11 protein-coding genes are annotated in these 11,242 nt (G+C 76.5%); 3 read left to right on the top strand and 8 right to left on the bottom strand.

Annotated elements, in window-relative coordinates; translation table 11 throughout:
* Positions 1-536 (top strand): hypothetical protein (locus WCS02_RS12465; RefSeq protein ID WP_340293660.1); only part of this gene is annotated, 536 nt, incomplete at its 5' end.
* 102 nt (positions 537-638) lie between these two features.
* Here the strand turns inward: WCS02_RS12465 and WCS02_RS12460 are convergent.
* The 5 genes from WCS02_RS12460 to WCS02_RS12440 all read right to left on the bottom strand — a co-directional run bounded on the left by WCS02_RS12460 (position 639) and on the right by WCS02_RS12440 (position 7,327).
* A complete protein-coding gene (locus WCS02_RS12460) occupies positions 639-3,320 on the bottom strand; it encodes a glycoside hydrolase family 9 protein (RefSeq protein ID WP_340293658.1) in 2,682 nt (893 codons plus the stop codon).
* 138 nt (positions 3,321-3,458) lie between these two features.
* The gene (locus WCS02_RS12455; RefSeq protein WP_340293656.1) at positions 3,459-5,327 is read right to left on the bottom strand and encodes a sensor domain-containing diguanylate cyclase; all 1,869 of its coding nucleotides are present in this window, start codon (positions 5,325-5,327) and stop codon (positions 3,459-3,461) included.
* 119 nt (positions 5,328-5,446) lie between these two features.
* Positions 5,447-6,208 (bottom strand): SDR family NAD(P)-dependent oxidoreductase, encoded by a 762-nt coding sequence (locus WCS02_RS12450; RefSeq protein WP_340293654.1) that lies wholly within the window; start codon positions 6,206-6,208, stop codon positions 5,447-5,449.
* A gap of 58 nt (positions 6,209-6,266) precedes the next feature.
* Entirely contained in the window at positions 6,267-6,998 is a 732-nt protein-coding gene (locus WCS02_RS12445; protein ID WP_340293653.1) for a maleylpyruvate isomerase family mycothiol-dependent enzyme, read from the bottom strand.
* A complete protein-coding gene (locus WCS02_RS12440; RefSeq protein WP_340293650.1) occupies positions 6,995-7,327 on the bottom strand; it encodes a putative quinol monooxygenase in 333 nt (110 codons plus the stop codon). The genes WCS02_RS12445 and WCS02_RS12440 overlap by 4 nt, the downstream gene beginning before the upstream one ends.
* 58 nt (positions 7,328-7,385) lie before the next feature.
* Between WCS02_RS12440 and WCS02_RS12435 the strand changes: the two genes are divergently transcribed.
* Both WCS02_RS12435 and WCS02_RS12430 read left to right on the top strand, forming a co-directional pair.
* The gene (locus tag WCS02_RS12435; protein ID WP_340293647.1) at positions 7,386-8,051 is read left to right on the top strand and encodes a nucleoside/nucleotide kinase family protein; all 666 of its coding nucleotides are present in this window, start codon (positions 7,386-7,388) and stop codon (positions 8,049-8,051) included.
* Positions 8,048-8,857 (top strand): N-formylglutamate amidohydrolase, encoded by an 810-nt coding sequence (locus tag WCS02_RS12430; RefSeq protein ID WP_340293645.1) that lies wholly within the window; start codon positions 8,048-8,050, stop codon positions 8,855-8,857. Before WCS02_RS12435 ends, WCS02_RS12430 begins: the two co-directional genes overlap by 4 nt.
* 13 nt (positions 8,858-8,870) lie before the next feature.
* Here WCS02_RS12430 and WCS02_RS12425 read toward each other — a convergent pair whose 3' ends face one another.
* The 3 genes from WCS02_RS12425 to WCS02_RS12415 all read right to left on the bottom strand — a co-directional run.
* Positions 8,871-9,617, bottom strand: coding sequence for a maleylpyruvate isomerase N-terminal domain-containing protein (locus tag WCS02_RS12425; protein ID WP_340293643.1), 747 nt, complete (start codon positions 9,615-9,617; stop codon positions 8,871-8,873).
* A 3-nt stretch (positions 9,618-9,620) separates the two neighbouring features.
* Positions 9,621-10,637, bottom strand: a complete 1,017-nt coding sequence (locus WCS02_RS12420; RefSeq protein ID WP_340293641.1) for a helix-turn-helix transcriptional regulator — start codon at positions 10,635-10,637, stop codon at positions 9,621-9,623.
* Positions 10,634-11,242 (bottom strand): WYL domain-containing protein (locus WCS02_RS12415; protein ID WP_340293639.1); only part of this gene is annotated, 609 nt, incomplete at its 5' end. The genes WCS02_RS12415 and WCS02_RS12420, both read right to left, overlap by 4 nt.

Here is an 11,242-nt window from a genome sequence, read left to right as displayed (position 1 = left end):
GTGCGGACGAGCCGTCGACCGCCGCCCCCTCGGCGCCGGGCGAGCCGACCGCGGCCGCCACGGACGCCGCGGACGCGGGGGCCGGCGTGGCACCCGAGGGCTTCACGCTGCACGAGGACCCGGCCTACCGGGTCGCCGTGCCGGAGGGCTGGACGGTCGAGGCCGACGGCGAGAGCCGCACGTACTTCCGCGACCCGGGCTCGCGCCGCTACCTGCTCGTGGATGAGGGCGGCGAGCCCGCCGGCGACCCGGTCGAGGACTGGGAGCGCCAGGAGGCCTCGGTCAGCGAGGCCGGCCGCTTCCCCGGCTACGAGCTGCTGGGCATCGAGCGCGCCGACTTCCGCGGCTTCGACGCCGCCGACTGGCAGTTCCGCTGGCAGGCCGAGAACGGTCCGCTCCGGGTGCTCAACCGCGCCGTCGTCGACCAGGAGGCCGGCCAGGCCTACGCGCTCTACTGGTCGGTGCCGGACGAGGAGTGGGACGACGCCCGCCCGGTGTTCGACAGCATCGCGGGGAGCTTCCAGCCCGTCGGCTGACGCATCGGTGCGGCCCCGCATGGGCCCAGGGGTGGGACGCCGCTGCCCGGCCGAGCACGAGGCTCGACCGGGCAGCGGGGGGTGCAGGTGCTCAGGGGCAGGTCAGCCCGTGGTGCAGGGGCGGTCGCCGACCCAGACGGTGTCCGGCGCCCACGAGGCGAACCCGGCCGGACCGGTGGTCGCGTAGGTGACGCTCACGCTGCCGCCGGGCTGGACGGTGCGGCTCCAGCCCTTGCCGCCGACCGTGACGCGCTCGTCCTGCTGGGTCGCCGTCGCGAACCGCGGGGTCGACACGTGCTGCCCGCCGGTGAGCGAGAAGCTGGCCTCGAGGCCCTCGAGCGCGGTGGTGCCCGTGCTCGTCACGGTGACCTGGGTCAGCGTGCGGCCGCGGGTGCGGGTGACGTCGGTGGTCACCTCGCAGCTGGCGTGCTCGACGCCGCTGCCGGAGTCCTGGTCGGCGACGAAGGACGCCACCCAGGCCATCGGGGCGTTCCAGTTGACCGTGATCTCGTTGGTCGACCAGGAGCCGATGTCGTCGACGTAGCAGAGCTGGGCCGGGCAGCCGGCGAGCAGGGGCCCGGCGACCGGGTCGCCCGAGGTCGGCGCCGTCGAGTTGGGGCCGCCCGAGACGGTGCCGGCGGGCGGGTTCGGCAGCGACGGGTCGAGCGAGGCGGAGTACCAGCGGCTGTGCTGGTTCTCCGCGTAGACGTCGCCGTAGCCGGTGACGTAGCTGATGTTGAGCGCGTTGCGGCCGAGCAGGTAGTCCAGCGAGCTGAGCAGCGCGTCGGCGTAGGCCTGGTCGCCGGAGATGTCGTAGGCGTACCCGAGCACGACCATGTTGTTGAGCACGGCGCTGTTGGAGCCCCAGGCGTAGACGCCGCCCTCGGGGTCGTAGGCCTGGCCGAACGGGTTGGCCTGCTGGGCGGCGACGTACGTGTCGGCACCCTCGAGGACCGAGGCGCGCACGCGGTCACGGTCGGGCAGGCCGTTGGGGACGGCGGCCAGGTCGAGCCGGGCGAGCGGGGCGACGTGGCCCCAGTCGAAGCCGGCCGCGTCGAAGACGTCGCCGGTGTGGTGCGGCGAGGCCTGGACGTCGGCCTGGAACGCCTGCTGCCCGGTGGTGATGTAGAGCTCGGCGGCGGCCCAGTAGAACTCGTCCGACACGTCGTCGTCGTCGTAGGGCCCGCTGCCCGGGTTCGGGTCGACAGAGGCGTCGGGCGCGGGGGCGTACAGGTCGGGCGTGGCCTCGGCCGCGGCGTAGGCGGTCTCGGCGGCGGCGAGCAGCTCCCGCGCGAAGTCCTCGTCGTAGGCGGCCCACAGGCGGGCGCCCTGCGCCGCGGCGGCGGCGAGGTTGAGCGTGGCAGCCGTCGAGGGACGGTAGAGCACGCGGCGCTGCGGGTCGGCGGCCGGGTCGAGGGGCAGCCCGGTCCAGTCGACGTCGGCGACCTTGTGGTTGACCAGGCCGGCGTACGGCTGGCCCGCGGGGACCTGCATCTTCAGCATCCACTCCAGCTCCCAGCGCGCCTCGTCGAGGACGTCGGGCACGCCGTTGCTGCTCTCGGGGATGCTCAGCGAGCCGTCGGCGAGGGCGCCCTGGTCGGCGGAGGGGGCGTGGAGGCTGCGCTCGTAGGTCTGCAGCAGCTGCGCGACGGAGATGCCGCCGTTGACGACGTACTTGCCGTGGTCGCCGGCGTCGTACCAGCCGCCGGTCACGTCGCGCGTGCCCTCGCAGGTCCAGGGCTCGTCGTACAGCGCCTGGCTGTCGTCCTCGAGGTCCTGGCACGGCACCGCGGTGTCGCCCTGGTTGGGTCCGACGCCGACGTGGCCCGCCGGACGGCCGTAACCGGGGGCGAGCTCGTCGGAGATCTCGATGCCCGAGCGGTTGGTGTAGAAGAACGTCATCGTGTCGGTGCGCAGGTCCTCGTACGGGTCCGCGGCGACGTCGAACGGGTGGCTGGTCTCGCCGTCGGCGACGAGCACGTAGCCCGTGCCCGCGGTGTCCAGGCCGGACAGGTCGACGGTGTGCACGCTGAGCGCGGCGGTCGGGTCGACGCCCTCGGGCACCGTGGTGCCGGCCGTGACGACCGCGCCCGCGGCGTCGAGCAGCTGCCAGGGCAGCGGGTCGGTGCTCTCGGTGACGACCGTGGCGTGCTTGGGGCCGTCGGCCAGGTAGGCGTCCTGGTTGACCCGCACCCGCGGGCCGGTGTCGGGGGCGTACACGTCGGGCTCGGCGCCGCCCGTGAGCGTCACGTCGTCGACGCAGACCCGGTAGGCCGCGGGGTTGGTGATGTCCTGCTGGAAGGCCAGCTCGGCCTTCTCGTAGCTCTGCTCCGGCGTGAACGTGTACGACAGCCGCTGCGGCTCGCCGGTGAGGGCGGGCTTCCGGGCCGGCAGGAACTGCGTGTAGCTGACGTCCGGGCCGCCCTGCACGACGACGCGGACGTTGCCCTCGGTCGCGGGCGTGCTGAGGATGGTGAACGCCAGCTCGTAGGTCTCGCCGGCGACCAGCGGGACGAGCTGGGTGATGGCCGCGGAGTAGGCACCGCTGCCGCCGGGCACGTCGATGCAGCCGCGGCCGTCGACGACCGAGCCGGCCGGGTAGGCGGTCCAGCCCGTCAGGCCGGAGTCGAACGTGCCGTTGACGATCTGGTCAGGTGCCTCGTGGTCGTCGGCAGCTGCCGGGCCGGCGGCCGCGACGGCACCGAGGCCGGTGGACGCGAGCGCGGTGCCTGCGACCAGTGCGGTCAGGCGTCGGGTGGGTGGGGTGCTGGGGCGTCGTCGCACGACGGACCTCCTCGTCCGGGCGTGGGAGCGATCCCACGCGATGGGGCGAGCGTGCGTGGTCCACCGGGCACCTGTCAAGCCGGCGGCATCCGTCCCGGTCTGTCCCGGTCCGGCCGACGGTCGGTGACGGCGCGTGGCTCAGGGCTGCCCGAGCGCGACGCCCCTCTGGCCGGGGACGGTGGGCCTGGCGCGCCGCCGCTGCTTGGCCTCGTACATCTGCCGGTCGGCGTCGGCCAGGCTCCGGGCGACGTCGCCGCACGGGCGCGCGACCCCGATGCTGACCCCGACCTGCAGCTCGCCGGCGCTGGTGAGGACCGGCCGCTCCACGGCCTCCCGCAGCCGCTCGACGATGCCGTCGACCTGCAGCCACGACGCCAGCGACTCGCAGAGGACGACGAACTCGTCGCCGCCGAGCCGGGCCGCGGTGTCGCTGGGTCGCACGACGTCGCCCAGCCGGGCTGCCACCTCGACGAGGACCTCGTCGCCGACCGCGTGACCGTGGGTGTCGTTGACCTGCTTGAACCCGTCCAGGTCGCAGAACAGCAGCGCGTGCACCGAGCCGTCGCGGTCGGCCACCGCCATGGCGTGGCGCAGCCGGTCCTGCAGCAGGGCCCGGTTGGGGAGCCCCGTGAGGTGGTCGTGGAGGGCGAGGTCGGTGAGGCGTCGCTGCACGGCGCGCTGCTCGGTGATGTCCTCGACCTGGGTGATGACCTGGCGGCCGCCCTGGGCGTCGCGGACGGCGCCGACGCTCATCCGGCCCCAGAGCCAGTCCCCGCGCCGGTGCAGGTACCGGCGCTCGAGGCGGGCCGACGGCTGCACCCCGGCCAGGACCGCGCCGATGACCGCGTGCCGGGCGTCGAGGTCGTCGGGGTGGGCGAGCTCGACGGCACGGCGTCCGACCAGCTCGGCGCGCGACCAGCCGAGCCATGCGCAGAACGCCGGGTTGACGTCGACGAAGACGCCGTCGGCGGACGTCACGGCGACCGGGGTGGGTGCCTGCTCGAAGGTGCTGCGGAACCGCTCCTCGCTGCTGCGCAGCTCCGCCTCCTGCAGGCGGCGGACGGTGACGTCGTGCATGACGACGACGGCGCCCAGCGACCGCCCGTCGGCGGCGACGAGCCGGCGCCCGGTGCACAGCACGGCCACGGGCTCCTGGCCCTCCGCGGCGATGACGATCTCGGCGTCGGTGACGTCCCCCTCGCGCAGGGCGCGCAGCAGCGGTATCTCGTCCTCGCGCAGCGGGGTGCTGCCGTCGGCGCCGAACAGCCGGTAGGTGCCGGCGAGGTCCTCGGGGGCGACGTCGGGGTCGGCGTCCATGCCGTGCCAGCCGCGGGCCAGCTCGTTGAACAGCGTGAGCCTGCCGTCGGCGTCCGCGGCGACGATGCCGACGCCCGCGGTCTGGAGCACGGTGACGAGCAGCTCGTGGCGCTCCTCCAGCTGCGTGTGCACCAGCTGCACGAGGTCGCGCTGCTCCTGCGCCTCGTCGGCGACGTCGCGCTCGCGCCGGGCCAGCCGCTGCCGCTCGAACAGCGCGAGGACGACGGCGGCGCAGTCGGCGAGCCGCTCCATCTGCACCGGGCTCAGCCGGTGCTCGACCTCGTCGAACACGCACAGCGTGCCGAGCACGTGGCCCTCGGGCGTGGTCAGGGGCACGGAGGCGTAGAAGCGGACGTGGGCGAGCACGCCGGTCACCCACGGGTTGTCGGCGAAGCGGGGGTCGCGCGAGGCGTCGGGGACGTGCTGGGCGCGCTGCTCGGCGACCGCGACGTCGCACATGGCGTCGCTGCGGGGCGAGTCGGCGCCCTCGAACCCCACGGTCGTCAGCTGGCACTGCCGCTCGGCGTCGATGAGGTTGAGCGTCGCGGTGGGCACCCCGGCGACGGCGGCGGCCACGCGGACGATGGCGGCGAGCTCGTCGTCGGCGGGCACGTCGAGCACGCCGTAGCCGTGCAGCGCCGCGACGCGGGCCGCCTCGGAGACCTGGTCCACCCAGGAGCGCTCGCTCATCCTCACCCCGTCCTGCCGCCAGCGGTCGTCCGTCGCGACCGTCGCTGTGGTGTCGGCAGGACAGGCGCCCGCCTTGACCCCGGCGACCGGCGACCCGGCCGCGGGGCCCGGGGGAGGCGTCAGTAGACGGAGTACCCGCCGTCCACGGTGAGGACGGACCCGGTGACGAACGACGCCGCGTCGCTGGCCAGGAACACCACGGACGGGGCGATCTCCTCCGGCAGGGCGTACCGCTGCTGCGGGGCGTCCTCGATCCAGTACCGGCGCAGCTCCGGCCGGTCGACCGGGGACATCTCGGTCTTCACGTAGCCGGGGGCGACCGCGTTGACCCGGATGCCGTAGGGCGCCCACTCCGCGGCCAGGGACCGGGTGAGGTGGTGCACGGCCGCCTTGGAGGCGTTGTACGCCGGCTGCCACTGGGGCCGGTTGACGATCGCCCCGGACATGGAGCCGATGTTGACGACCGCTCCCCCGCCCGAGTCCTTCATGTGGCGCGCGGCGGCGCGGCTCAGCACGAACAGCGCCCGCACGTTGAGGTCGAACACCGAGGCCCACTCCTCGTCGGTGACGTCGAACGAGGCCGCGTGGTAGCAGGTGCCCGCGTTGTTGACCAGGACGTCGAGCCCGCCGAGGAGCTCCACGGTGCGCTCGACCAGCGCCTGGGCCTGCGTGTCGTCGGTGATGTCGGCGGTGACGGCGTGCACGGTCAGCCCCTGCGCAGCCATCTCGGCGACGACCTCGGCGTTGAGCGCCTCGTCCCGGCCGCAGAAGACGACCTGGGCGCCCGAGGCGGCGACGGCGGCGACCTGCGCCTTGCCGAGCCCGCGGTTGCCGCCGGTCACCAGGGCTCGTCGGCCCTGCAGGGAGAACTGGGGGAGCACGGCGGTTCCTCTCGTCGGGGCGGTCGGTTCGGTGGTGGTGCGGTCTGGAGGCGGTGTCTCAGAGCCAGGCGGGCAGCGCGGGCAGCGGCCCGGAGGCGGCCGTGACCCCGGCCCCTCCGCCGCGCCCGGCGAGCCAGACGACGAGGTCGGCGGCCGAGCCCTCGACGGTCGTCCTCGCGCCGTCGTCCGGGTCCTCGCCCAGGTGCCACGGCCCCGGGCGGTCGCGGGGCCGGAGCTCGACGGCAGGGCAGCCGTCGCGGCGCGACAGCGTGGCGGTGAGGTCGGCGGCGAGCTCGTCCAGCAGCGGGCCGGGCGCCCCGGCCAGGTCGGCGCCCGCGTCGAGGTCGACGGCGTGCAGCCACAGCTCGCGCACCCGCAGCCAGGGCAGCACCCGGGCGGGGACCTCGTCGCCCTGCCGGACCCGGACCCGGGCGTCCCACGCGGCGCCGTCGAGCGCGGCGAACGCCTGCTCGAGCTCGGCGGCCGTCGCGGCGACGTCGTGGCGCAGGTCGGCCGGGGCCTGCTGCGCGGAGGCGGCGATGTCCGCGTCGCGCTGCTGGGCGTCGGCGTACATCGGCAGCTCCTCGCCGGTCCGCGCCCAGGTCGCGAGCCGGCCGAGCGCCTCGGCGTTGCGGGCCAGGTGGGCGACCACGTGGGCCCGGGACCAGCCCGGCAGCAGGCTCGGGCCGGCGAGGGCGTCGTCGTCGAGGGCCTCGAGCGCCTCGACGACCAGGCGGGTGCCGTCCGCGGTCCAGCCCCGGGTGAGGGCCAGGTCGTGCCGTGCGCTCACGGCTCGAGGCGGGCGAGGTCGAGCCGGCGCAGCCCGTCCTCGGCCAGCAGCCGCGCCCGGTGCTCGCGGAACGAGCCGACCCACGGCGTCCGGTCGTGCGCCGCGTGCGCCTCGGCGGTGGCCCACTCCTCGACGAAGACCAGCCGCAGCGGGTCGTGCGCGTCGGTGTGCAGGTCGTAGCGCAGGCAGCCGTCCTCGGACCGGGTCAGGCGGGTGAGCTCCAGCAGCCGCTCGCGCAGCTCGTCGACGGTGTCCGGCCGGGCCGTGAACTCCACGACGAGGACGACGCTCTGGGACGGGCCGGCGGGGGCGGTCGAGGGGTCGGTCATGCGCCCACCGTAGGACTCCGCGCCCGCGCCCACCGGGGACCGTGCCTAGGCTCGCGGGGTGCAGGCGGTGACGGCGACACCGGTGAGCGCGCAGGTCCTGGCCCGGACCGCGCTGCAGCGGGCTGCCGGCCTGCTGGACGTCGCGCGGGGTGCCGGCACCGTCGTCCGGCTCGGCGTGGACGGGGCGGTGGACGCCGAGACGGCCGCCCTGGCCGACCTGGTCGCCTCCGAGGCGCTGGCTGCGGGCACCGCCGTGCTGCGGGTGCGCGCCGCGGACTTCCTCCACCGCCGCTCGGTGCGGCTGGAGCACGGCCCCGCCGACGTCGACGCCGCGTTCGACCGGTGGGTCGACTGGGGCTCGCTGCGCCGCGAGGTCCTGGACCCGCTCGAGGACCCCGCTGACCTGTCCTGGCTGCCGCGGCTGCGCGACGCCGCCACCGACCGGGCTGCCCGCGAGACGTCACGGACCGCGGCGCCGGGGGCCGTGCTCGTCGTCGACGGCCCCTACCTGCTGCGATGGGAGCTGTCGGGCGCGCTCGACGTCGCGGTGCACCTGCAGACCTCCCCCGCCGCGCTCGCCCGGCGCTTCCCCGGGGACGACGACCCGCGCCCCGGCGCCTGGGCCCGGTACCTCGACGAGACCGACCCGGCCGCCCGCGCCGACCTGGTGGTCCGCTACGACCACCCCGACCGGCCGGCGCTGCTGGCGGGCACGGCACCGTGACCGCGGCGGCCGCCGCCGGGGCGCTGCTGGTGGGCGGCCCCGCGAGCGCGGTCGTGCTCCACGTCCCGCACGCCTCGCGTGCCGTGCCGGACGGCGTCCGGGCGGGGCTGCTGCTCGACGACGACGGGCTGGAGACGGAGCTGGACCGGATGACGGACACCGCGACCGACGTCCTCGCGGGCCTCGCGGCCGGGGCCGCGGCGGTGACGCCGTGGCGGTGGGTCAACCCGTGGTCCCGCCTGGTCGTGGACCCCGAGCGCTTCCCCGACGCGCGGGAGGAGATGCTGGCCGTCGGGATGGGCGCGGTCTACGCGCGCACCTCCGACGGGCGGCCGCTGCGCGCCCCCGACCCCGGGCGGGACGAGGACCTGCTCGCCCGGTACTTCCGGCCCTACGCCGACGGCCTGGCCGACCTCGTCGACGACCGTCTCGCCGCGTGCGGGTCGGCGGTGCTGCTCGACGTGCACTCCTACCCCCGCGACGCCCTGCCGTACGAGCGCCACGGCGACGGCCCCCGGCCGCAGGTCTGCCTGGGCGCCGACGCCGTGCACACCCCGGGCTGGCTGCTCGACGCCGCCCGGGCGGCCTTCGGCGCGCACCACGAGGTCGGGCTGGACTCCCCGTTCTCGGGCTCCTACACCCCGACCCGGCACCACGGCCACGACCGGCGGGTCGCCACCGTCATGGTCGAGGTGCGGCGCGACGTCTACCTGGACGACGGCCTGCGACCGAGCGACGGGCTCGACGGCCTGGCGGCGGCGCTGGCAGACCTGGTCGACGCCGTCGCCACGCACCTGCGGCGCTGACCGGCGTCCGTGCTCACGCCCGGATGGCGGCGCGGGCGAAGGCCCGCAGGGTCGCCTCGTCCCCGGTGCTGGTGGCCGGCGTCCCCCGCCCCCAGACGTGCAGGAGCAGCGCGCGGGCCGGTGCCTCGATGCTGGCCGCGGCCTCGAGACAGGCTCCGGGGTCGGCGGGCAGCCAGTCCGGCCCCAGCAGCCAGCGCGCCCCGGTGTCGGTGGCGTGCAGCGCCAGCGGCCCGGGCAGCGGCGCCCGGGTGCTGCCCAGACGGGTCGGGGCCATCTGCAGCAGCTCGTCGGCACCGTCGGAGGCCACCTCGGCCGGGACGTCGTCGAGCGCGTCCGGCGTCGGGTCGTCGACGGAGCGGACGTCCCAGAGGTGCACCACCACCTCGTGCAGCTGCCGGCGGGGCCAGAACGCGGCGCGCCGGTCGGTGCGGTCCATCGTCCAGCAGGGCTGGTCGGGGTCGGCGTCCCGCAGCACGTCGAGCATCGCGGCGGCCTCGGCCCGGTAGGTCACCGCGAGCCCGTCCCGCCCGGCCGGGACGCTCCCCCGGCGGGGCCGGCGACCGTCGCGGACCAGCGCGGCGCACCAGCGGTGCACGCCGGCCAGGTGCGCGCCGACGTCGGCCACGGTCCACCGGGTGAGCGCGGGCACCGGCCGGTCGAGCCCACCGCCGGCCTCCGCCGCGTCCAGCGCCGCCGCGAACCGCCCGACCGCGTCGGCGAGCAGGTCGAGGTGGGGCAGCGCGGAGGCCCGGGAGTCCACGGCCTACAGCAGCCCGTGGTGCTCGAGGAGCCGGCGGGCGGTCTCGGCGTCGGCGTCGGCGAGCTCCGGCGGGCTGACGACGAAGGCCTCGGGCCCGGCGACGGCGAGGAGCAGCCCCACCCGCTCGCGCAGCGGGGGCAGGACCTGCAGGAGCAGCTGCGCCCCCTCCTCGTCCTGGCGCTCCACCTCGACGGTCTCGACGAACCGCTCGACCACCCACACCTTGTCGGCGGGGACCACGACGCGGACCTCGGACGGGCGGCGGGTGGCGGCGACCCGGTCGTCGGCGTCGGCGGGCCGCTCGAACGTCTCCTCGAGCACCTCGTGCTCCCGGACGCCGGAGACCAGGTAGGTGCGCAGGGCGCCTGCCCCGTCCAGCGGCCCGGCGTCGACCTCGTAGCCGCGCCGGGTGCTCACCACGCGCCACGGCTCGACGACCCGCTCGACCACGCCCGGCTGCCAGGCGCGGGCGTAGCGCAGCCGCACCCGGCGCTGCTCGGCGGCGGCGCGGCGCAGGTCGGCGGCCACGCCGGAGTACGCCCCGCCGTGGCCCTCCACCCCGCCGAGCACGCCGGCGCCCAGCCGCTCGACGGCGGAGGCGAGGGCGGTGTTGCCCGGCTCGAGGGCGGCGAGCTCCGAGGCCGCCCGGTACAGGACGCCCAGGTCCGCCGCCGACAGGAACGCCACCCCGAGCTCGTCGAACGGGCTGTCGTCGGTGAGCCGGACCACCTGCGCGCTGGCCAGGTCGGCCTCGGCGAGCGCGCCGTCCGGTCCTGCGGCGAGGAACTCCAGCGAGCACGAGCGCAGCCCCACGGTGCCGGAGTCGACGACGTCGGTGAGGAAGAAGACCTCGAGCTCCTCGCGCAGCGCCGCCTCGGGCACCCCCAGCTCGTCGGCGACGCGGGCGATCGGCAGGCCCTCCGGGTGCAGCCGCAGCAGCCGCAGCGCCCCGGGCACGTGCGCGATCCGGCGGGCGTACAGGGCGACCGCGCCGCGCCGGCCCTCGGCCGGGGAGCTCACGCGGCGCCCCGCAGGACCGCGGTCAGGTGGGAGCGGACGTCCTCGCGCAGCTCGTCGGGACCGAGCAGGCGCACCCGGGCGCCGAGCTCGAACAGCCGGCCGCGGAACGCCGACCGGTTCGTCACCGGCACGTCGAGCAGCACCTGACCCGCTGTCCCGGCCGCACCCGCCCCGAGGTCGCCGCCGTCCACCAGGTCGCCGCCGCCGAGCAGGGCCCGCACCTGCGGCACGTGCTCGGCGGTGGTCGACAGCCGGGCGACCAGGGGCGGGTCGACCTGCCACGCGACCGGGTCGACGCTGGGGTGGCTGTCCTCGGGCGGGACCTCCGCCGTGCCGGGCTGCGCGAGCGACGGGTCGGCCATCCGGTCCACCCGGAAGCTCTTGGGCTCCGTGCCGCCGGTCTCCCGGGCCCGCAGGTACCAGCCGCCCGCCCGCAGGTGCACCCGGTAGGGGTGGACCTCGCGGTCGGTGCCGCGGTAGCCGAAGCGCAGCAGGCAGCGGGCCTGCACCGCGCGCTGCACGACGTCCAGGCCGGGCACGGCGGGGCCGCGCGCGACGACGGTGGCCGCGCCGGGAGCACCGCCGTCGGCGCCCGGCACGTCCGC

The sequence above is a fragment of the Aquipuribacter hungaricus genome (assembly GCF_037860755.1).
Taxonomy (GTDB): Bacteria; Actinomycetota; Actinomycetes; order Actinomycetales; family JBBAYJ01; genus Aquipuribacter; species Aquipuribacter hungaricus.
Note: the sequence above shows the minus strand (reverse complement) of the source record. Positions and strands in the feature narration are given on the sequence as shown.

Bases quoted from the DNA above. Each gene is read 5' to 3' on its own strand.
- WCS02_RS12455 (WP_340293656.1), bottom strand. From the start codon at position 5,327: ATGAGCGAGCGCTCCTGGGTGGACCAGGTCTCCGAGGCGGCCCGCGTC.
- WCS02_RS12440 (WP_340293650.1), bottom strand. From the start codon at position 7,327: ATGACCGACCCCTCGACCGCCCCCGCCGGCCCGTCCCAGAGCGTCGTC.